Annotated in this window: 15 protein-coding genes and 2 pseudogenes; 10 read left to right on the top strand and 7 right to left on the bottom strand. The window is 58.3% G+C overall.

Going from position 1 to position 21,058, the window contains the following annotated elements:
* The first annotated feature begins 8 nt into the window (after positions 1-8).
* Genes ACFFWD_RS31255 through ACFFWD_RS31245 form a run of 3 tightly spaced genes read left to right on the top strand, consistent with a single transcriptional unit; the run spans position 9 to position 2,766 of the window.
* Positions 9-1,118, top strand: a complete 1,110-nt coding sequence (locus ACFFWD_RS31255; RefSeq protein WP_376971960.1) for an electron transfer flavoprotein subunit alpha/FixB family protein — start codon at positions 9-11, stop codon at positions 1,116-1,118.
* 10 nt (positions 1,119-1,128) lie between these two features.
* A complete protein-coding gene (locus ACFFWD_RS31250; RefSeq protein ID WP_376971958.1) occupies positions 1,129-2,436 on the top strand; it encodes an FAD-binding protein in 1,308 nt (435 codons plus the stop codon).
* 33 nt (positions 2,437-2,469) lie between these two features.
* Entirely contained in the window at positions 2,470-2,766 is a 297-nt protein-coding gene (locus ACFFWD_RS31245; RefSeq protein WP_376971956.1) for a ferredoxin family protein, read from the top strand.
* A 194-nt stretch (positions 2,767-2,960) separates the two neighbouring features.
* Here ACFFWD_RS31245 and ahpD read toward each other — a convergent pair whose 3' ends face one another.
* From ahpD to ACFFWD_RS31220, 5 genes are all read right to left on the bottom strand, one after another.
* Positions 2,961-3,509 (bottom strand): alkylhydroperoxidase, AhpD family, encoded by a 549-nt coding sequence (gene ahpD / locus ACFFWD_RS31240; RefSeq protein ID WP_376971954.1) that lies wholly within the window; start codon positions 3,507-3,509, stop codon positions 2,961-2,963.
* A 6-nt stretch (positions 3,510-3,515) separates the two neighbouring features.
* Complete coding sequence (locus tag ACFFWD_RS31235) at positions 3,516-4,070, bottom strand: peroxiredoxin (RefSeq protein ID WP_376971952.1); 555 nt, start codon at positions 4,068-4,070, stop codon at positions 3,516-3,518.
* Positions 4,071-4,420: 350 nt separating this feature from the next.
* Complete coding sequence (locus tag ACFFWD_RS31230) at positions 4,421-5,146, bottom strand: DUF2478 domain-containing protein (protein WP_376971950.1); 726 nt, start codon at positions 5,144-5,146, stop codon at positions 4,421-4,423.
* A complete protein-coding gene (gene modC / locus ACFFWD_RS31225; RefSeq protein WP_376971948.1) occupies positions 5,118-6,272 on the bottom strand; it encodes a molybdenum ABC transporter ATP-binding protein in 1,155 nt (384 codons plus the stop codon). Before modC ends, ACFFWD_RS31230 begins: the two co-directional genes overlap by 29 nt.
* Complete coding sequence (locus ACFFWD_RS31220) at positions 6,269-6,814, bottom strand: hypothetical protein (RefSeq protein ID WP_376971946.1); 546 nt, start codon at positions 6,812-6,814, stop codon at positions 6,269-6,271. Before ACFFWD_RS31220 ends, modC begins: the two co-directional genes overlap by 4 nt.
* A 666-nt stretch (positions 6,815-7,480) precedes the next feature.
* On the opposite strand from ACFFWD_RS31220, the gene ACFFWD_RS31215 reads away from it, so the two are divergent.
* From ACFFWD_RS31215 to ACFFWD_RS31195, 5 genes and pseudogenes are all read left to right on the top strand, one after another.
* Entirely contained in the window at positions 7,481-7,828 is a 348-nt protein-coding gene (locus ACFFWD_RS31215) for a hypothetical protein (protein ID WP_376971944.1), read from the top strand.
* A 2,500-nt stretch (positions 7,829-10,328) separates the two neighbouring features.
* Positions 10,329-10,985: pseudogene (locus tag ACFFWD_RS31210) on the top strand (outer membrane protein); the annotation flags it as partial.
* A 72-nt stretch (positions 10,986-11,057) separates the two neighbouring features.
* Positions 11,058-11,942: an omptin family outer membrane protease gene (locus tag ACFFWD_RS31205; RefSeq protein ID WP_376972315.1), complete on the top strand. Its 885-nt coding sequence runs from the start codon at positions 11,058-11,060 to the stop codon at positions 11,940-11,942.
* Between the two features lie 823 nt (positions 11,943-12,765).
* Positions 12,766-13,085, top strand: a pseudogene (locus ACFFWD_RS31200) (cation:dicarboxylate symporter family transporter); the annotation flags it as partial.
* A gap of 425 nt (positions 13,086-13,510) precedes the next feature.
* On the top strand, positions 13,511-15,109 hold the full coding sequence (locus ACFFWD_RS31195; RefSeq protein ID WP_376971942.1) for a hypothetical protein: 1,599 nt from the start codon (positions 13,511-13,513) through the stop codon (positions 15,107-15,109).
* 955 nt (positions 15,110-16,064) lie between these two features.
* Here ACFFWD_RS31195 and ACFFWD_RS31190 read toward each other — a convergent pair.
* Together ACFFWD_RS31190 and ACFFWD_RS31185 are read right to left on the bottom strand one after the other, a co-directional pair.
* On the bottom strand, positions 16,065-16,736 hold the full coding sequence (locus tag ACFFWD_RS31190; RefSeq protein WP_376971940.1) for a hypothetical protein: 672 nt from the start codon (positions 16,734-16,736) through the stop codon (positions 16,065-16,067).
* A 59-nt stretch (positions 16,737-16,795) separates the two neighbouring features.
* Positions 16,796-17,545, bottom strand: a complete 750-nt coding sequence (locus ACFFWD_RS31185; protein WP_376971938.1) for a P-loop NTPase family protein — start codon at positions 17,543-17,545, stop codon at positions 16,796-16,798.
* A 676-nt stretch (positions 17,546-18,221) separates the two neighbouring features.
* On the opposite strand from ACFFWD_RS31185, the gene ACFFWD_RS31180 reads away from it, so the two are divergent.
* Positions 18,222-19,949 (top strand): hypothetical protein, encoded by a 1,728-nt coding sequence (locus tag ACFFWD_RS31180; RefSeq protein ID WP_376971936.1) that lies wholly within the window; start codon positions 18,222-18,224, stop codon positions 19,947-19,949.
* Positions 19,950-20,713: 764 nt separating this feature from the next.
* Positions 20,714-21,058: LLM class flavin-dependent oxidoreductase (locus tag ACFFWD_RS31175; RefSeq protein WP_376971934.1), on the top strand; the 345-nt coding region annotated here is incomplete at its 3' end.

Here is a 21,058-nt window from a genome sequence, read left to right as displayed (position 1 = left end):
TCAAAGGTATGAGCAACGTCACAAAAGCTGGCACGCCGGCCGCAGGCGGCCGTGCGGCAGCCAAAAAAGAACTGCCGGAGCACTTTAAGGCCTACAAGCATGTCTGGGTCTTCGTCGAGCAGGGGCGAGGTCAGGTGCATCCTGTTTCCTGGGAGCTCATGGGTGCGGGGCGCAAGCTTGCGGACAAGCTGAAGGTTGATCTCGCCGCGGTTGTAATCGGTCCGGAGGGGGAGGCGACGCGCAACGCCGCGCTTGAATCCTTCTGCTACGGCGCCGACTTGACCTATCTCGTGACCGACAACGTGTTGTTGGAGTATCGCAACGAGTCCTACACCAAAGCGTTGACCGATCTCGTCAACACCTACAAGCCCGAGATCCTGCTCTTGGGCGCCACGACGCTCGGTCGCGATCTCGCGGGCTCTGTAGCGACCACGCTATTGACGGGCCTCACCGCCGACTGTACCGCCCTCGACGTCGACGCAGATGGTTCGCTTGCGGCCACGCGTCCGACCTTTGGCGGCTCGTTGCTCTGCACGATCTATACGTTGAACTATAGGCCGCAGATGGCGACCGTGCGGCCGCGCGTCATGCCGATGCCCGAGCGCGTTGTGCGCGATGCCGCCCGCATTATTATCCATCCCCTTGGTCTGGTTGAAGACAGTATCGTTACCAAGGTGCTGTCGTTCATCCCGGATCGTGATTCCGAAATATCCAATCTGGCCTATGCCGACGTGGTGGTTGCCGGCGGCTTGGGACTGGGATCATCGGAGAACTTTCACCTGGTGCGCCAGCTCGCAGCAGTGCTTGGCGCCGAGTATGGCTGCTCGCGTCCTCTGGTACAAAAGGGCTGGGTTACGTCCGACCGGCAGATAGGCCAGACCGGCAAGACGATCCGGCCAAAGCTCTATATCGCTGCCGGCATTTCCGGCGCCATCCAGCATCGGGTCGGTGTGGAGGGCGCCGATCTGATCGTCGCCATCAATACCGACAAGAACGCGCCGATCTTCGACTTCGCCCATATCGCGATCGTCAACGACGCTATGCAGTTGTTACCGGCGCTGACGGCCGCATTTCGAGCGCGGCTCTTGCCGCATTCGCGGGCTCGGATCGCAAGCTAGAGGAGGTATCATGATCGAGGAGAGGTTCGATGCAATCGTGGTCGGCGCCGGCATGGCCGGCAACGCGGCGGCCCTGACCATGGCGAAGGGTGGCATGAAGGTGCTGCAGCTCGAGCGCGGCGAATATGCCGGATCGAAGAATGTGCAGGGCGCCATCCTCTATGCCGACATGATGGAAAAGCTGATCCCGGACTTTCGCGAGGAGGCGCCGCTCGAACGTCATCTGGTTGAGCAGCGGTTCTGGATGATGGACGATCGCTCCCACGTCGGCATGCATTACCGCTCCGACGACTTCAACGAGGAACGGCCGAACCGCTACACGATCATTCGCGTGCAGTTCGACAAATGGTTCTCATCAAAAGTGCGGGAGGCCGGCGCGACCGTGCTGTGCGAGACCACTGCCACCGAGCTCACACGGGACGACGATGGAAGGGTCGTTGGTGTTCGTACAGATCGCCGCGACGGGGAAATACGCGCCGATGTCGTGGTGTTGGCTGAAGGTGTTAATGGCTTGCTCGGGACGCGTGCGGGCCTGCGTAAGCGGCCTACAGCCGACGAGGTGGCACTCGCGGTGAAGGAAATGCATTTTGTGCCGCGCGAGACCATTGAGGCTCGTTTCAATCTCAAGGGCGATGAAGGCGCCGTGATCGAGGCGGCGGGCACCATTTCCCGCGGCATGACCGGGATGGGCTTCATCTATGCCAACAAGGAGTGCATATCGCTGGGTATCGGTTGTCTTGTCGCCGACTTCCAGCGTACCGGCGAGACGCCCTACGGGTTGCTTGATCTCTTCAAGAGGCATCCATCCGTGGCGCCGCTGATCGCAGGTTCCGAGGTCAAAGAGTATTCCGCGCATCTCATTCCTGAAGGTGGCTACAAGGCGATCCCGCAGCTCTATGGGGAGGGCTGGGTTGTGGTGGGTGATGCGGCGCAACTCAACAACGCCATTCATCGCGAGGGCTCCAATCTGGCGATGACCTCAGGTCGCATCGCGGCCGAAGCAATCGTCCAGGTGAAATCACGCTGCGACCGCATGACCGCGAGAAATCTGTCGCTCTACAAGAAGATGCTGGACGAGTCCTTCGTCATCAAGGATCTCAAGAAGTACAAGGATTTGCCGATGCTGATGCACACCAATTCGCAAAACTTCTTTCTCACCTATCCGCAGCTCGTCTCCAGGGCGATGCAGAACTTTGTGCGGGTCGACGGTACGCCGAAGATTGAGAAAGAGAAGCTGACACTGAAATCCTTTGTCAAAGCGCGATCATGGACGGGTCTGTTCGGCGATGCATGCCGTTTCGCTCGAGCCTGGCGCTGACCAAAGTCGAAGCCGAACAAAGGAGGCTAAAACATGCATGTCGAATCTTCAGTGCGCGTCGAGGACAAGCTGTACTACAATCGCTATCTAGTCGACGTCGGTCGTCCCCACGTCAAGGTACGCGCGCACACGACCCCTTCGCCGCAGCTACTTGCACTTTTGAAGGTTTGCCCTGCGCGCTGCTATGAGCTCAACGACAATGGCCAGGTTGAGATAACCGTCGATGGCTGCATCGAGTGCGGCACCTGCCGCGTGATCGGCGAGCATAGCGGCGACATCGAGTGGAGCTATCCGCGTGGCGGATATGGGGTGCTGTTTAAGTTCGGGTGAGGGTTGAACGAAGGACCGCCGTGTGATCGCCATTGAATGCGACGATCTCACCGGCGGCGAGTTCGCCTCGCACCGCTTGCGCGCAGGAAGCGAAAATTCAATCGTCTCGAATATGGGCGAGGAGGACACCCCCTTGTCAGCTTGCCGATATCACACCAACTCCGGCGCCGCGAAAAACCGACGGAGAGTGTGGATCACTCCGGCGCGCGGGATAACTCGTGCCCGGCCGCCTCGATCGCAACCGCGACGGACTGCACGGTTGCGGCAAAGCGCACCGCAGTCTGGATCGCTTCGGAACTGACCCCCGCCGCCCGCAGCGCCTTCTCGTGGGCCTCGATACAGGCGCCGCAGCCGTTTATGGCCGAGACCGCCAGAGACCACAGCTCGAAATCGGACTTGTCCACGCCGGAATTGGCGATCACGTTCATGCGTAGCCGCGCCGGCATCGTCTTGTATTCCGGGTTGGAGGCGAGGTGAACGAAGCGATAATAGACGTTGTTCATCGCCATCACGCAGGCCGCGGATTTTGCTGCCGCGATCGCCGTCGGCGTCATCACGGCATCCGCAGCCGACTCCATCGCGGCGATCACGGCTGGGTTGCGCGTGGCAATGGCGCTCGCCAGCAATAGCCCGTACTGGCGCTGCGGCGACAGCGTCTCATCGGCAACCATCGACGTCAGATTGAGCCTTACGTCCTTGGCGAAATCGGGGATTTGCTTCCCCAGATGTTCGATCGATGACATGCTACCTCAACCAACTTTAAGCGTTTCGCCGCCGATCTCGCGGTTACAGGGACAGAGCTCGTCGGTTTGCAGCGCGTCCAGAACGCGCAGCGTGTCCTTGGGACTGCGACCGACGTTGAGATTGGTTGCATACACGTGCTGGATGGTGTTGTCGGGGTCAGCGATAAAAGTGTAGCGATAGGCAACACCCTCGGGCGAACGCACGCCAAGGCCATCAACCAGCCCCCCCTTGGTGTCGGCAAACTGCCAGATCGGTAGATTGTTCAGGTTCTCGTGCGCGCGCCGCCAGGCAAGCTTGCAGAACTCGTTGTCAGTCGAGCCACCCAGTACAACCGCGTCACGGTCGGCGAACTCCTTGGATAGCCGGGCGAACTCGGCGATCTCGGTCGGGCAAACGAAGGTAAAATCCTTGGGATAGAAGAAGATGATTTTCCATTTCCCGGGGAAACTCTCTTCAGTCAGCGTCTCGAATGCGCTCTGCCCCTCTTCTTCCTGCGCGTGAAAGCCGGGCTTCACGCCTGTGATTTCGAACGATGGCAACTTATTTCCAATTCCAAGCATGCTCTCCTCACAAGTTTGTGTCGCGCCGATCGTGATGTCATTCGTGAAGCAAGCTATATGCCATTCATTCTCAAGATATTTGTTGCAAGTGCAGCGACCGGATCGCGCAGGCATTTGAACCCATGAGTCGATTGAGAGATCCTATTGCTTTCGCAGGACGTATCCTGTGTGCATGCCTGATGATTGCGCATTGTAAGCGAGTGCTCGAAGTGACCAGTGCGGCTAAGTGACGGCACTGCAGCAGTCGTGAAACTGATAAGATGAAGCCGAACGCACGCATGGTCTGCCAGATTAGCAGGTCAGCGCTTCCGAAGGGCACCAAAACGGCTTATAAAGTGGAGCCGAGAGAGCTAAGGCCGCTTCCGTCGAATGAGCCCGATGGACGATCCCGGCTTCAAGGTCGGCGATACCCGCTCGGCCGTGATCAAGCTGTCGGGTATGATCGTCCCCAAATGGCCGACGCGCGGATTGAATGAGCGCCTGTGCGCCATGCGCCCGGCGATGGCGCGCCACCATCCTTCCACGACTTGCCGCTCGCAAAGTAGCAGCGTGCCGACATCCCCCGTGAAGGTTCGCCAGTCGGCGAGGCACTTTTTGGGAACGGCCGTGAGAAGCGGCACGCCACGGGTGATCGCGGTAGCAAATTCGGCGCGCAAACCCTGGCCGGACGCCTCCTGTTTGGAGAATTTGTTGATCACGAGAAGGTCGACGTTCTCGTTAATCGCCCGGGTCACGACGGCTGCGGCGTCGGCAAGTCCATGAGTATCGAGCCTGCAGGACGTGGATCCGCTGCCGAGTGGCTGACAGATCGAAATCTCGTGCCCGGTCGCAACGTCAAGAGCGAGCATGGTCGTCGTGCCGTTTGCGTTCTTCAAATCTCGCTGGATGATGCCGCCGACGCGCGCGCCTTGACGCGCGAGGTTCTGGGCGAAATCGGCGAGCAGGGTATCGACGTCGTCTTCCGGCCCGTAGAAAAGTGCCGCCACGAGATTCGGATCGATCTCGTCAAGATTGGTGATCATGCCCGTGATCCTTTTGTTGCTGGTTTTACCCCGCTGCGCTTGCCTGCCCAGCATCTCGTTCTGGCATCGAGGCCGCCATGGCGTGCACTGGTGGTTCGCAGACCACCACCAGCGAGATGCGCGCGATCTCGGCGAATACATCCAGTCCATCACTGAGCCCTAGCGCATCAAAAGAGCGGCGCGTGATACGCGCCAGAATCTGCGTGCCCGAACCGCCAGCCTCGAGCGCAAGCACCAACGTAATCTCAGCCGCGCCGAACGGCAGAGAGGCTTTAATGCGTGCTGGAAAGACATTCAGGATGGAACTTGCGCGCGGTGCTTCGCGCGCGATGCTGACGTCGGTGGCTGCGATGCACAGCCGCTGCCGCACGCCGGGTGTAAGCGGCGTTCCTGGCACCAACAGGCGCGCACCTTTGAGGCGGAGAATGAGTAGTCCGTAGCGCCCGTCATAGCCGCCGACCACAGCGTCAAGGCTGACGGCGGCATCGCGACGCGCAGCGAGCGGCAGCGCAGGATCGCTCTGCAAGACATGCAAGGGCCCGGCCGCCGTCACAGTGCCGTGGTTCATCATGACGAGATGGTCGGCAAAGCGTTCTATATCAGCCATGTCATGGCTGATATAGATTATCGGCACCGTGAGCTTTTCATGAAGCCGCTCGATGAATGGCAGAATATCACGGTGGTGCGAGGCAAGCGGCTCCTCGATCACAAGTAGTCGGGGCTGGGATAGCAGGGCGCGGCCTATGGCGACGCGCTGCCGCTCTCCGCCAGACAGATGTGAGGGAGAACGCTCAAGGAGCGGCGCCAAGCCGAGCAATTCGACCAAATCGTCAAACTCAATCAGCGCCCGATTGGATTTGGGCGCGCCCTGAAGCAAGATGCGCCTGACAGACAAACGGGGAAAAAGGGTCGGCTGCTGGAACACATAACCGATGAGCCGCAGGTTCGGCGGGCGGAACGTAGACTCATCCTGCCACACTTCGCCATCGATAGCGCAGAAGCCAGTCGGTAGATGCTCGAGGCCGGCGATGCAGCGCGCCACCGTCGTCTGGCCGCAGCCTGGTGGACCGAAAATCGCCGTTATACCTTTGGCCGGTACGGTGAACTGCGCATCGAGTGGGATGCTGGCGAGAGAGCCGCTGAAGGCGACTTCGATACAGCCTGGTTTTGCTATTCTCACCTGTTCATGCTCGCGCTGTATTTATCGATCAAGGTCACGAGGAGGATGATGACAAAAGCGAGCATTACCATTCCGCCGGCAAGCCAGCTTGTTTCGCTCCAGCGCGACGTCGAGACGGTGGTTGCGCCGTTAGGCGCGGCGGCGAGATTGCAGATCGGCAGTGTTACGATAGGCGACATCTTGAGTGTCTCCGCGCCATTTAAAAACGTAGTAATCGGACTCCGCCGCATGCCGATCGCACAGATGAAGCTGCTTTCCCGAAGGTGGTTACCATGCTCGACCGGGTTGCTCGGGCGAAAATCGTCGACAGCGGTAGACGCCTGAGGTGGTCCGGTTTGCATGGCCTGAGTACAAAACCATCGCCTCGCGCCGAAGTTCAGCCTGGCCTCATCTCCGGTGCTCAGCTTGAGCGGCGCTACCACCTCTTTGATGGGCATCGTGAAGTACGTGCCGACTATCAAATTGATGTTCACCGCGTCTGCAGTCCCGAGTGTAAGCAGCATCAGATTGACGTTGATTAGAGATAATCGGACAAGCCTCATCGGAACTCCGAGCAGGTCCGCTGCGACCGCCTTTGTCGCGGCAGCTTCTTGCTCCTCATCACAGCAAGCTGCGTGCCGCTCTCGGGATATGGTGCGCGCCTTGCGTGACCCAACTGAAACACGCATAGATGCGAGCGTAGCGCCCTGGAATGACCGCGCCGTCTCGTCAGGTTTCCGACTTTGACGTCTCGAACTGGACATGCAAGGCCGGTGAGGTCGAAGCTTAAGACGATGTCGGTTGCGCTCTCGCGCTGAACAGTTAAACATGACGTCTTTGGTGACCTCACGACCGAGATGCCCGCCATTGAAGGATAAGCCGACATCGTCGCGCGCGACCCCAGCAGCCGGGCATGCCATTGAGAATGGCGGCGTTTGTCGACGCCCCTGACTGCATCTGAACCCTTAGCTAGAAGTTTAGTGGTCTCTTGGACGGACCTTTCAAGGTTTCGACGTATCGTGAGTTCATGAGCATCACGGTCCACCTCCTGTCCGCACGTCTTTCGCCATCGTCTCTCCAAGCCTGAGGACGGGGCATCCAAGCGCGAACTTTCGAATGGTCTCCTGATCTCATTAGCCAGCACGCAGGCGGTCCCGTCTGCGAACGTACAACTGTGCCCGCCGCACTGGACCACTCTCTCGTCCGGACACGGGCACATAGGAGAGGCCATGGCCATCGTCCCGCTTCGCGTCACCGCCCCGCAATCCCCCTATCGTGACTGCGACATCGCAATGTTGGAGGCGGCGGATCCGGCGGCACCGGCTAGGGCCATGTGCATCGATGCCGAGACCGGCTTAATCATCGGCAGCCCATCACTCGCGCCGGGCCACCGGGATAGTCAACGAATCGTCAATGCAGACGAGGTCATCCGACTGATCGGCGGCACCTACCGCCTGGCCTCGATCGCGGTCGAGATCGGGACGAACGATCTGGCCAAGCAGAGCCGTCGGATATCTGATGAGTTGCGGCTACGCCCGCGGCTGTGGCGAAGGAAGAGGCGGCCCTCACGTTCGTGAATCTCACCCCCCGCATTCGCGTTTGCCTCGAAAATCACTGCAACGATCTGGGCTTGCTCGGGGTCCTTACTTTGCAGCGTCGCGGCCTTTACAGCGTTGTGGCCTTGAATGTGTGAGCTGGCCGGTGCAGATATGCTCGGAACGCATGGTTCTGCGCCGCGCAGTTGATCTGCACCTCGTTTTGATGCCCGTTGGCGCGCAACTCGCCCATCATCGCCGAGGCCAAACGGCGGATAGCTGCTGCTGTTGATCATCGCCTGAGGACATCGGTCGTTGCGGGCGGCAGGGCTGAGCACCCTGTGGAAGCCGGTACGAGACGGGAGCTCTTCATCCAAGAGGCAAAGCCAGTCTTCGTTGATCTCGTCGGAGTACGCGCTCCGCCTCGGAGCAAAAACTCAAGGGCGTTACACGAGACTTGCCGCGCAAGATCAAGCCAGGCGAGCTATGTGAGGGGGGTGAACGAACTGGGGAGATTTGCCGCTTCGGCCGCCAAAACCACCAAGCTCGCCGGACGTGAGCACCACGCCGCCGGCGTACCGCCATCGGACTCAGCTTGGCGGCTAGAAGCTCTATGGCCGTCGTCAGCCTTTCTTCAAGGGACCGCTGACGCTGCAGCTCGGAGTGACGTCGATGGGGTTTATCAGCGCAGTGTGAATCGTTCCGAGGCTCGTCAGCTTATCGACAGCTAAGCCTTGTAGCTGAGGACGTCTACCTGGACTGACTGGCTCGGCTTGATCTGCGCCGATCTGGCGGAGGAGAATGGGATCGATCCGTCCAACAATATCAATCGGTTCGACGACCCAGGCCGGGGTCAGCTAACGGATCAGTCGTCTTGAGGCTATCTGGTATGACGCGAGGGCGGATCGCCATTTACACGGGCATTTAGACTTCGGCGATCGTAGCGACCACACTGCAGGTTCGCGCCAGATGCGCTTCGAGACACGCGAGATAGGACATAGTCACACGCCCAGCACTCAAAGGGCTTGAATCGTACGTAGCGTAAGGTCGTACGATCTGGAAGCAGGCCGTGATGGCCTCCAGAAGCTTCACGATGAGATAGTAAATCTTGCAAATGTTCCAGGTTTTGAAGCGCACTCCGCGAGAGTCCGTTACGCGCTCCCGGGGAGAGCGTGGTACTCGACGTGGCCTATCGGCTGCATGGATGATGCCGGTGCAGCCGCAGGCGATGCAGAACGAGCAGTTCGAGACCAAAGTGGGGCGTCTTTGCGTCGCCGATGCCGGACTGGAGGGAGAGCAGGCTCGGGCCAAGTGCGATCTTCGATGGTCCGCGTGTCGCTCTCTGCAGACGGCGGAATTTGGGCCGCGAGGCCGTAGGAGCCATGTGATGAGCCGACTGGGGTGAGCCGCCAATGGTTTCACTCTCTTTGATCGGCCCTAGCGTCACAGATGTGTCGGGCGCGGGTGAACGTGGGGTCTACCCGCGTTTGGCGTGTCTCTTACCGCTCGTGTCGCGATGTCGCTCGTCAAGCATCGCAAAGGTCGTTCCGTTTTGCGCTTGTGGCTCTGGGGTCATCGGTTCGCTGTCGGATGGTGAGCTATCTCCACGCGGCCTCCTCGAGACCGGCCGCGGGGGCAGGCCAACATCGAGAGCTACAAATGTCAATTTCTCCCGCTGTTCAGTCGCAAGTGAAGCCGGTCTCGGCTCTGAGGATATTTCCGTGGCGGGACCGATGATCCGGAAGTGTCGGTGCGGTGGGGCGGTCGCGCAAGAGCGCGTCCGCTGTCGTCGATCGTTTGACTGCTTCGGCCGGTCTGCGGGTAGACGGGCGATGTTGGGCACTGCAATGGAAGAACAATGCGGGAGCACACGCAGCTTAAGAGAGTTGTCGTGAATCAAAGGCGGCACACCAGATCGACCAGCAAAGCATATGGCTGTGCGATAGCCCTTGCTGTTCTTGTGACAATAACAGCTTGCTACGCGAAGCACGCGCTGGCGCGTGATCGGAGGGCGGAAGAGGCGCTAACGGCCTGCAGGCCGGACTTGGAACGCTTCTGTGACCACTTTACAGGGCGTGGGGATCCGGACGCCGCTATGTTTTGTCTCAGAGACAGCTTCATGAGCTTGCGTGCCGAATGTCGCCGCGTGATTCCGAGTGCGGCCGAGCGAAAAGGAGGCTCGAAACGAGGCGGCGTCAACAAGCTTCCGTCTTCGAGCATTTCCCGTCGGGAGCGAGCATCCAATCTGTAAGTTTGGGAACGGCACGACAACAAGCGGCTGATCCGACGCGGCACTAGAGCCTTCGGAGCTGAGTAAATCGAAAACGATCGATTGGCATAGAAGAGGCCACGCTCTCCCGAGATTCGCAGCTGGTCCACCGAGGAGTTGCTGCGTGAGTGGCTGGTTGCCATCTGGCCATAGAAAGATGGTGCACGCCGTGATTGCGAGGTTATGATGCGATCTGGCTGTCTTTTTTGGGGTGTCGCAACAGTTGCGCTCGTTGCAAGCGGTGCGGTCAACTCGGCGGACATCGACCCGCCAGTGAAGCTGCCATCGGCCCTGTGGAGCTGGTCCGGAGGATATGTTGGCGTGCACGCCGGCGGTGGTTATGGCCGGACATCCTTCAGTAATCCCTACGGTCCATCAATTTATGGCGATATTGTCGATACCCCGGGATTCCTGGCAGGCGGCCAAGTCGGCTACGATTGGCAGAAGAACAACTGGGTGTTTGGCGTCGAACTGGATGCCAGCGGTGCCGTCTCCGATGGCACAAATAGCTGCCTTGCCGTCTCCGGCATTGTTGTGAGCGCAAACTGCAAAGCGGGTCCAAACGTCTTTGTCACCGGGACCGGTCGCGCAGGCTACGCTTTTGGCCCGCAGGGCCACACACTGGCCTACCTCAAAGGAGGCGTGGCTTGGCAAAACAATCGCGGGGACGTCATCAACAACAGCGAATATTTTGGTTTCGGGCGACAGGGGGCAACGCATTTCGACCATGGTCGTGTCGGCGGTCTCATCGGGCTAGGCGTCGAGCAAGCGCTTACGCCTGCATGGTCTGTCAAATTTGAGTATGACTATCTGCAGTTTGGCGGGCCGAGTGTGGCGACGGCTCCGACCTTGCAGTTTCCACCGCTTGCAGTTCTTCCGGCGAACGCAACCAGCCTATCCAGCAACTATCACATCGGAGAGCTCGGCCTAAATTACCGTTTTGGCGCAAACCCGCGGGCGCAATGGTCCGATGCGTCGGCATACGCGAAACCAACCGACAACGTGCCGCCGATTGCTTACACAGGCGGTTGGTCGTTCGAAGGTGGCTCACGGCTCTGGCTCAGCCGGGGACGATTCCAGTGGGACAACAGCGCCGTGCCAGCAATCCCTGGAGATCCCGGTATTCTTGAATCGAGGCTCACTTATCACGGACTGGACGGACTTTCGGGGGAACTATTTGGCCGTCTCGACAGCCGGTGGGGAATATTTCTGAAGGGTAATATTGGCGTCGGGCGCTTCAACAAAGGAAAGATGAATGATGAAGATTGGGGTATTTCGCCATCTTATTCCAACACGATATCTGGCCAGACAAACGGAAAGTTCACGTACTACACGGCCGATGCCGGTTACGACTTCCTGCGCGGCAGCATCTACAAGGTCGGCGGATTCATCGGCTGGAGCTATTACGGCCAGAAGTCGGACACGCCGGGATGCGTGCAGATTGCCAGCGTAACCTTTCCATGCCTGGCGCCAGGCAATAACAGTATCGTCGGCAACCAGGATACCGATTGGAATGCGCCGCGCGTCGGCCTAAGCGCCGAAACCACGTTCGCTGAGCGTTGGCGCGCAGGCGCTGAGGTTGCCTACCTGCCTTGGACGGATTTCAATGGTCGTGACAACCATCTCCTGCGTCCTACCACGACCTTCTTCGATCAGCGCGGGAACGGTGGCGGGGGTGTGCAGGTGGAAGGGATTCTGTCCTACTTCGTCACCAGCAATTTCAGCGTCGGCGTTGGTGGCCGCTATTGGGCAATGTGGACCAAGAAGGACAGCGATTTTATGTGCAACGGCTGCAGCGGCCCGGGCCAGATCATTGGGCCTGAGCTTGCGAAATACTGCATGGAGCGTTGGGGCATATTCTTGCAAGTCGCCTATAGGTTTGACTGAAAGGGCTCGACCGTCGGCAAGCTCCAAGCTCCGGATGAGTATCGATCGGACGATCGCGAAAAGGTTGGAGCCATCGGCGCCGAAACGGGAGCAAGGCGGGAATGAACTTGCAAGCCTTTTCGAAAGCTTGCATCGATTGCACCGCCTCACGGAAACGGCGCTGCTTCATTCCAAAGGCGGTCTTATCAGAGCAGCTCCTTCCTTTTTCGCGACTGAGAGACCGCGGATGGAGGCGCTGGGGACGTTTTCCGGACTCACGTAGAATCGTGTCCGCGCCTCGTCAGCGATGTCGGATCGAGCACACAGGCCTCCCAATTTACTTCAGAGCCTCCACGTCAAAGGAAATGTGGTCGCTAGGAGCCGCTCAAAGACAGAATGCTGTTCAAGCAGGCGCTTCTCAACGACCCTTCGCTCGGCATCAGGTAACTCCGTTTCGAGCAACTTACGACAACGCCAAATGTCGTTCCGCACCGATCTGATCTCACTGAATCTATCATAAATCGAAGTCATCCAGCATGCCGACCTAGTTCTCTTAATTGTTGAAAGCTGACCATTCGCACCATTCCTCAGTGAGCGGCCGCTCCATGAGGCTGTGCGCGATTGTCAATTGGTTTGTGTGGTTAAGAGCTTGCAATATCGCTGCCAATTGCCTCAAAAAATGGTTCGGGACGTAAGGCACTTATCAGTTGATAGCGCCGTATCGCCGCCCGTGTGACAGGAATTTGCTGCAGATCGCGAAGTTTCCCTGCGCCACGCGCATGTACGTTGTGGAATTCCTGCATCTCCATGAGGTCATTGCGCGCTTCAAAATGGCCGTATCAACGACATTGATGGCACCGACATCTATATGAGGTTGGTGAGGTTGTTCATTGCCCAGGCGCTTGGCGTTGATCTGACCTTAGGGCAGAAGTTTACAATTCTAATTGTGGGGCGATGCTCACCTCTAAGGGCGAAAACGGTTTAACCGGCGCCGGCTTCTTCACGCTCGTGGCTACGCCGATGGCTATCAGTCCCGCTCTGGTGCCGGACATGGCGATCGTATTCTCGATCGACAGGTTTATGAGTGAGGTGCGTCCGCTCACGAGTGTCGCGGGGAACGGTGTCGGCGGGATGTTTGCGTCCAGCTCGAAAGGCCGAGCTTGAGCGCGCTACACGCCAGGTTCAATCAGACCAGCGAACCAGCCCGTGTCGAGAGCTCAAATGCCACGAGGTAAGTGGCCGTGCTTTCCGGAGCAGTTTGGCGAAAAAGAAACGCCGGTGGTGAATGCTGGGATCGGGATCAGCATCGTCTACGCACAAAGAGCAGAATTTATGTCTTGAATCTCACGTAGTGTCAGGTTGTAGACACGCAATCAGACGCGCGCTCACTGCATGGGCAGTTCACATCAAAGTAAGGCGACGGACTGGTCGTATCGACCGCACGTAGCTACGTAGAGCGTCGTGGTGGAAGCTCGGAAGGTCTTATGTGCGCTCAAGCTAACCTCAGTGCAGTGCTAAGCGAAATTGACTGTGCTCGCGATATCGGTGAATTCTCAACTGCAGTAGTCACGCGCGACAAGCAGCTGCGGATGGCGGACCACGCCGAGTTCCTGCAGAAGGCGGCCGTGGATTTTCAGCGTAGGTTCGTAGCGAGTTTCGAGGAAGACATCCGCGCAGGGAAATCGTGGGGATACGCCACGATATGCAACGCGGTGAGCCGGAAGGCCGGAGGTCAGGCAGGCGGGGAGGCTTGCGAGAGGATAGCCTCTCGTGTGTCGCGGCTCGACGATGCCCTGATCAGGGAAGTCGGAATCAGAGCCCTTTCGCTCCTTGCAGCATCATTCGGTCGGCACTCCAAGAGGGTGGAATGTCGTAATGGAGCGATCAGAATCGCCAAGTTTTGTTGCGATGAGAACGGATCACTTCAGGAGTTGAACAATCTGAGCCTGGCAGCGCTGATAAGCGGCTTCAGCAAATGGCCGGATCAGGCGGCCTTTCGCCAGGCCGCAGTTGCAATTGCAGGTGAGGTCATTCGCCGCGCAGGCAGCCGCATCCAGCTCTCTGATCTTACACAGCAGGGGCTGGCGAGCCTGGTCAACGGTTTCAGCAAATGGCCGGAAGAGGCGGCGTCGCGCCAAGCCGCGGTTGCGCTCGCCGGAGAGGTCATGCACCGTTCCGGCCGGCTCTGCGATTTTGCTCAGCAGGGATTGGCGATCTTGGTGAACGGCTTCGGCAAATGGCCGGAAGAGCCGCCTTGTGGCCAAGTCACAGTCGCGATCGCGGGTGAGGTCCTTCGACGTGCCAAGTGGCTTCACAATTTTAACCAGCAGGATTTGGCAAACCTGGTAAACGGCTTCAGCAAGTGGCCAGATGAGGTTGCCTCTCGTCAAGCGACGGTCGCAATCGCGGGGGAGCTCCTTCGCCGTGCCGCCCAGCTCACTGATTTTACTCAACAAGGGCTGGCGAACCTGGTGAACGGCTTTTGCAAATGGCCAGAAGACGGTGTCTGTCGCAAAGCCACAGCCGCGATCGCAGGTGAGGTCCTTTGCCGTGCCGCCCAACTGCCTGATCATACCGCGCAGGGATTGGCGAACCTGGTGAACGGTTTCAGCAAATGGCCGGAAGAGGCGGCCTCGCGCCAAGCCGCGGTCGCACTCGCTCGTGAGGTCCTGCGCCGTGCCGCTCGGCTCTGCGATTTTGCTTCGCAGGCACTGGCGAATTTGGTGAACGGCTTCAGCAAGTGGCCGGAAGAGCTGCCGTGTGGCCGAGTGACCGTCGCGCTGGCGGGTGAGGTCCTTCAACGCGCCAACCACGAGAAGGGGCTCTCGGAGTTTACTTCCCAGGACCTGAGAGGTCTGGTGGACGGTTTCAGCAGATGGCCTGAAGAGAGCGCCGTTCGCCGAGCGACGATCGCGATCGCCGATGAGGTCCTTCGTCGAGGTGTTCGGCTGTTTGATTTCACTCAGCTGGAAGCCGAAAACCTGATCAACGGGTTCAGTCGATGGCCGGAAGAGGCGGCATGCCACCCTGCGATAACGGATATCGCCAAGGAGCTACAGCTCATACATCTTCAGGCGGTGCAGCATCGAGTTGAGGAGAAGCGGTATCACCAGATGAGTGAGCCGCGAATCGCTGGAAGCAGTTCCGCACAAGCCGTTGTCAACGTGCATGACGCGACGAGTTCGTAACTCGAAACACGTGGGAGGGCTCTGGCTGATTATTCAGCGTGGTCCGCACGTCGCAGAGTTGAGCAAGCAGAAGGACGCAAACCTTGATCCAGGCCGAGAAAGAGGTGGTCGAGCACATGCTTTCATCATTGACGGCTAGCTCACTGCAAAATGGCACCGCGCCGACCCACGAACAAGTGGTACACCACTTCGGGTTAGCCTGTGAGAGAGCGGGAGTGGTCGTGACAAAGGCGTCTACGATCCGGATACTGAGGCAAGTCTCACGTGAGATCCACAAGGCACAGTCCGTGCTCGAGTTCATCGGTCGCGGCACAAGTCGACTACAGTAAGGAAGTATTCGCCTGATATGAAACAAGCGAGCGGCATTCCTGCCGCTGATGCAGCTGCCGACGGCTGGAATGGGGAGCATAGCGAAAGAGGCGGGCACGAGAAAAGGTGAGCGCGATGACGACTGGACTGGTGCTCACGAAAATTTGTGCCGCCCATCTGAACTCGAAAGTAATCGCCAAGCTCTGATGGCCGGCTGCAGGCGACATGTCAGGACATTCTTATGGCTGAGAAGAAGCGGTAAATCCGAATGGCCAACTAGAACGTCTCGTGTACTTCGAACGAGGTCGAGCGCGTAGCGGCCTGAATACGAATGTAGCGCTGGAGATCATCGAAGCCAGGAAGACGGACGGCGCGACCTGACCCGTGCTCTTTGTGCTTGAATGGATGTGGTGCATTGCTGACATCAGCACAGGGAGTTGCCGCCCTTAAAACTTAGGAGGGTTGACAACAGTATCGCGCAACTGCCCTTGCGCGATCGCCGGTCGCGTGGTCACCTTACATCGCGGAGGCCATTTTGGCCAATAGTCTACGACCATGCCCACAAGCGCACATTCTGGTACAAGCGTCGATCAAATCGCGAGTGCTACGCTTGCTCCTGCGCCGTTTACATCGTGTCCTTGTTTTTTCATGACAATCTTCGCATGATTGCGCTCAGTTCCAGGTCGCGAAGCATGGTGTAGCTCCGTCGGATCCATTGATGCAACTCGCTCGACCAATCCTTTTCGTCGTGCAGGTATCCAGTGAAGGAGAAGCTCAGTCGGTCTATGTAGGCCTTTAGAAATACCGGCAGCGCGGGAATGTGAAGCACACGTTCGCCATCCATGGCTTCAGGTAACCCGCCGCGCAGCACGAATTCATTGTGAACGACGACCAGCGCTCCTGGCGGAATCCGTCGCCGCAGCATCTCATAACTGCGCCACGAGGACCGGTCAGCGCCCGCGACGAATAGGATGATCGGCACGACATAGCAGCGCATCGTCTCCTCCATGAAGCCGATCTCCTCGCACATCGTGAAGAATTCGTCGAAGGCATGGAAGCCGAGGTCTATCACCTTGGCCACCCGATCGTGGACGATAAGCGGATCAATCAGCTGCATCTTGCCGTAGGTGTCAATCACATCTGCGGTCTCCGTAATGTTGGGAAGGTAATCGAGCAATGACGGCTCCTTCAGATTGACATCGAAGGAGAGCGCCGTGCCGTTCTTCAGCAGCAAGAATTCGCTCACGAGGCGAGCGATGAGGGTTTTACCGACCTGGGGGCTAGGAGAGCAGATGATGTAGATGGGCGTTGCTAACATAGCCACCAAAATCAGTCGAGTTTCTAAGGTAGGTGCAACCCTTATCGCCAAGTATTTGACTATTTATCGCCGCCTCGGGTCACTGACTTGGCGCCGGTCAATTCAGTCAAGTTGATGCGGTCGTATTCGCTCCAGACATTTGCCAGCCAGTGCCGGACATAGCCGCGCAGCACGAAGGAGTAGCTCGCGGGCTCATCGTGCCGAGCCTTGTTCGCGACGAAATCCACGAATGGGACGGAAGCGACTTCGACCTGCTCATAGGCCATCGCATTGAGCTTGGGTATGGTCAACTCGGTCGCGTGCTTGATGCGGTGGAAATAGGAATTGTAGGTCGACTGGTCCCACTGGAAGAACTGAGTGTCGTTGATGAAGTTCTTGACCAGGAAATATTTGGCGCCGCCCATGAAATTGGCGGTCTCAGCTATCTCGTCCAGCGAAGCGATAGAGGGACCCAAAATATGGAACACGGCAAAGGTAATCTGGCCGGACCGCGCCGCGTCCAAAAAACCGATGTCGCGCAGGGAGCCCAACGCTGAAGATAGCAAGCCTGCGCGAGCATCAATTACGGTGACGGACAGCCCCGAGTTCAGAGTGTCGAAGATCTTCATCTGATCCGCGGTCGTCGTCATGTCGACGATTTCGGTAATCTCTGGGTGGAAGCGCTTCAACGTTCCTCGAGGCGACTCCGTGTCGAAGGCGCGCGTCTGCACGGTATTGGTGCCGAAGTAGTCCAGAAGCGTTCGGGATACCGTCGTCTTGCCAACGCCACCCTTGTCCGCACCGACCACAATCACAACTGGCTTCACCATGGAATTCCCCTGAGACACTCGCTATCGCTGACGCGACATGCGCCAACGGCAAGTGTCTGCTTTGGCCGCGAACATGGCAGAACAAGGGACGATTGACCTTTGAGGTGTTGCCAACTTGATTGCTGGACGAGTTTCTTCTGAAGACCGTCAGGACCTTGAGCGCATTGACGATGAAAGCCGAGAGCAATTGGCAGTCGCTGATAGTGATGCTCAACGAGTTACGAACATCAAAAGAGCGGCTCGGTTAATAGCGACTGCACGATGAGGTTACATAAGATCATATCGCGGAAGTTCGTGCATGGATCGACATTAAATGACTTGAATCGCACGTGGCGTCAGGTTGTAGGCTTTGGAAAAGCGACGGCCTTCGGATGCGATTCTATGACCGATAGATAAATCGAAGTCGATTGGCGAAGGCTGGTTAGTATCCGACGTTTGTTGCCCAGGGGGGGGTGGCAGATCATTCGATGCAGGGGCCGTCGGATGAGTTGAGTGGTGCTTCGTGAAGGGCGTTGAGATCGCATCTGCCGGCGCCCGACCAGCGTGAACTAGCAACCAGAGTTTCGCAAACAAATGCGCTCCGGCTGCAGACGGTGTCCGTGTCCAGCCTTACTCTGGGTCGGGACTAATACGCGTCAACCATGCGGGGGCGCAGAGCGTTCGCGGGAACGGGATTATGTATGTTGTATCGACATTCAGCAAAGCGTTGACCGAGATTGATCGCGCTCACAACATCCGCGAATTCTCAACTGCACTAGTCAAGCATGAAAGGCAGCTGCGGAAGGCGGAGCGCACAATATTTCTGCAAAAGGCTGCCGCGGAGTTTTATCTCAGATTTGTATCGAGCTTCGAGGAAAACATCCGCGCCGGAGAGTCGTGGGGGTATGCCACGACATGCAACGCGGTGAGCCGGGAAGCGGGAGGCCTTATGGGCATACAAGCTTGCGAGCGCATGGCTGCGCGTGTGTCACAGCTTGACAATGCCAGGATTAAGCAGATCGGGATCAGAGCTCTTTCGCTCTTCGCATCATCATTCGCTCGGCGTTCCAGCGTGACGGAATGCCGCAATGGGACGATCAGGATAGCCGAATTCTGTCGCGATCATAGCGGAGCGTTTCAGGAGCTGCACAGTCAGAACCTGACAATGCTGGTGAGCGGTTTCAGCAACTGGCCGGAAGATGCGGCTTGTCGGGAAGCGACGATCGCGATTGCGGGAGAGGTCATTCGCCGCGCTGCGCGGCTCTCGGAATTAACTCAACAGGGAATGACACGCCTCGTGAATGGTTTCAGCCAGTGGCCGGAAGAGGAGGACCTTCGCAAGGCCACGGTTGCGATCGCGGGTGAGCTCGTTCGCCGTGCCGCCCGGCTCTCCAGTTTTACTCAGAAGGAACTGGCGAAGTTGGTGAATGGTTTCAGCAAACGGCCGGAAGAGGCGGCCTCTCGCCAGGCCACGGTTGCGATCGCAGTCGAGGTTCTTCGCCGTGCCGATTGGCTTACCAGCTTTACTCAGCAAGATTTGGCGATCCTGGTGAACGGTTTCAGCAAGTGGCCAGAGGACGGCCACTGTCGTCAAGCTGCAGTGTCGATCGCGGGGGAGATCTTTCGACGTGCCGCCCAGCTGTCTGACCATACTCGCCAGGGCTTGCCGAATCTCGTCAGCGCGTTCAGCAAATGGCCGGAGGAGGCGGCCTGTCGTCAAGCTGCAGTCGCACTCGCCCGTGAAGTCCTTCACTGTGATGCCGCCCGGCTCTCCAGTTATACTCAGCAGGGATTGGTGAGTCTGGTGAACGGAATCAGAAAATGGCCGGAAGAGCAGGCGTTTCGCCAGGCCGCAGTCGCACTCGCCCGTGAAGTCCTTTACCGTGTCGCCGAGCTTTCTCACTTTACCCAGCGGGACCTGGCGAACCTGGTGAGCGGTTTCAGCAAGTGGCCGGACGAGGCTGCCTGCCGCCAAGTTGCAGTCGCACTCGCCCGTGAGGTCCTGTGCGGTGCTGCCCGTCTCTCTGGTTTTAGTCACGAGGGATTGGCAAGCCTGGTAGACGGTTTTTGCAAATGGCCGGAAGAGCTGCCGTCTGGTCAAGTTATAGTCGCGATCGCGGGTGAAGTCCTTCGCCGCGCCAACCGCAAGGAGCGCCTTGCTGACTTTACTCGGCAGGATCTGGCAAGCCTCTTGAATGGCTTCGGCAAGCGGCCGGAAGAGTTGGCTTCTCGCCAAGCTGGGGTCGCAATCGCTGGCGAGGTCCTTCGCCGCGTCGACCGTGATGGGGCGCTCTCTGGTTTTACTCATGAGGAGCTGACGAGCTTGGTGGATGGTTTCAGCATGTTCCCTGGGGAGGCCGAGTGCCACCGTGCGCTGGCGGGCACAACCAGAGAGCTCAAAAGCCATGGTTTGCAATTACGATAGCTACGAGGATCTGCGGCAAACACCCGCGCCATGCACAACATCTCGGGCGATGCTGCGACGTCGCCAACGGCGAGAGGTTGACGTAGAAAACATCAGCTTCGAATGACCTCGACACTCGACACGCAAACCAGGATGTTTCATTTGACGGCCCGATTGTCGTATTTGGCTTGTCCCGTTTAGGACACCTATTTCTTGAGCTCGACAGTATCGAGCTAGTATTCCGCCGGCGTGGATATTTTCTTCCTGTCCGGGTAAGCCTCCCGCACGAGAGCTGTGGCACGCCGGTTGCTAGGAGACGGTGAAGGATCCTCAAGGTGGCAGGAGGGCAGTTACCGGCCCGGGAGCTTGGATAAGGCGTGTTCGACTAGTAGACGTTGTACCGCTGAGTGCGGTGCCGCAGCTTAGGAGTTTGCCGCGTCGTGATGGATAGCGGTGACGTTCGACCAGCAGCGGTGCTTCCTATCGGGTCCAAGCGTCGGCAGAGAGGCCTGTCACACTGTTTCGGTTGGTGACAAGCTGGGCAGCTCCCACTCAGGCGGCTGTAGGGATGGTCCGCACTTATGAGATGCGGAGCATTACCTTCGGTGTGAGGGCGGCGACCGTTCCGGCTAATCGGGTAGGTATCTGACAGACTTCCGACAGACACGCTTGATCTTCAACCGAGCCATTTCGTGGTGCTCCAGCAAGCTGCCATAGCGTGGTTCCGCGCTGCGGCCCGCGAAATATGAAACGGCTTACGCCCATCGCACCCTAGGGAAGAACGGATGAAGCTTGGACTGTTTTATGAACACCAGTTGCCGCAGCCTTGGGAAGAGGGCAGCGAACGAAAACTGTTCGCTGACGCGCTGGAGCAGATCGAATTGGCAGATCGGATCGGATTCGACCACGTGTGGGAGGTCGAGCATCATTTCCTGGAGGAATACTCCCACTCGTCGGCACCGGAGGTCTTTTTGGGAGCCGTTTCGCAGCGGACAAAGAATATCCGCATCGGTCATGGTGTTTGTCTATCGGCGCCAAATTACAACCATCCGGCGCGCGTCGCCGAGCGCCCCCCGCGGGTCACTTCAAATTCCTCCGGGTATGGTCAGTCAAATTCCTCCACCCCGAGG

It is taken from the genome of Bradyrhizobium erythrophlei (assembly GCF_042430365.1).
Taxonomy (GTDB): domain Bacteria; phylum Pseudomonadota; class Alphaproteobacteria; order Rhizobiales; family Xanthobacteraceae; genus Bradyrhizobium; species Bradyrhizobium erythrophlei.
The sequence above is the reverse complement of the archived record's forward strand: the minus strand, read 5'-3'. Positions and strand labels throughout refer to the sequence as shown.

Coding starts and splice junctions, on each gene's coding strand:
- ACFFWD_RS31255 (WP_376971960.1), top strand. CDS start 9: ATGAGCAACGTCACAAAAGCTGGCACGCCGGCCGCAGGCGGCCGTGCG.
- ACFFWD_RS31250 (WP_376971958.1), top strand. CDS start 1,129: ATGATCGAGGAGAGGTTCGATGCAATCGTGGTCGGCGCCGGCATGGCC.
- ACFFWD_RS31245 (WP_376971956.1), top strand. CDS start 2,470: ATGCATGTCGAATCTTCAGTGCGCGTCGAGGACAAGCTGTACTACAAT.
- ahpD (WP_376971954.1), bottom strand. CDS start 3,509: ATGTCATCGATCGAACATCTGGGGAAGCAAATCCCCGATTTCGCCAAG.
- ACFFWD_RS31235 (WP_376971952.1), bottom strand. CDS start 4,070: ATGCTTGGAATTGGAAATAAGTTGCCATCGTTCGAAATCACAGGCGTG.
- ACFFWD_RS31230 (WP_376971950.1), bottom strand. CDS start 5,146: ATGCTGGGCAGGCAAGCGCAGCGGGGTAAAACCAGCAACAAAAGGATC.
- ACFFWD_RS31220 (WP_376971946.1), bottom strand. CDS start 6,814: ATGAGGCTTGTCCGATTATCTCTAATCAACGTCAATCTGATGCTGCTT.
- ACFFWD_RS31215 (WP_376971944.1), top strand. CDS start 7,481: ATGGCCATCGTCCCGCTTCGCGTCACCGCCCCGCAATCCCCCTATCGT.
- ACFFWD_RS31195 (WP_376971942.1), top strand. CDS start 13,511: ATGGCGGACCACGCCGAGTTCCTGCAGAAGGCGGCCGTGGATTTTCAG.
- ACFFWD_RS31190 (WP_376971940.1), bottom strand. CDS start 16,736: ATGTTAGCAACGCCCATCTACATCATCTGCTCTCCTAGCCCCCAGGTC.
- ACFFWD_RS31185 (WP_376971938.1), bottom strand. CDS start 17,545: ATGGTGAAGCCAGTTGTGATTGTGGTCGGTGCGGACAAGGGTGGCGTT.
- ACFFWD_RS31180 (WP_376971936.1), top strand. CDS start 18,222: ATGTATGTTGTATCGACATTCAGCAAAGCGTTGACCGAGATTGATCGC.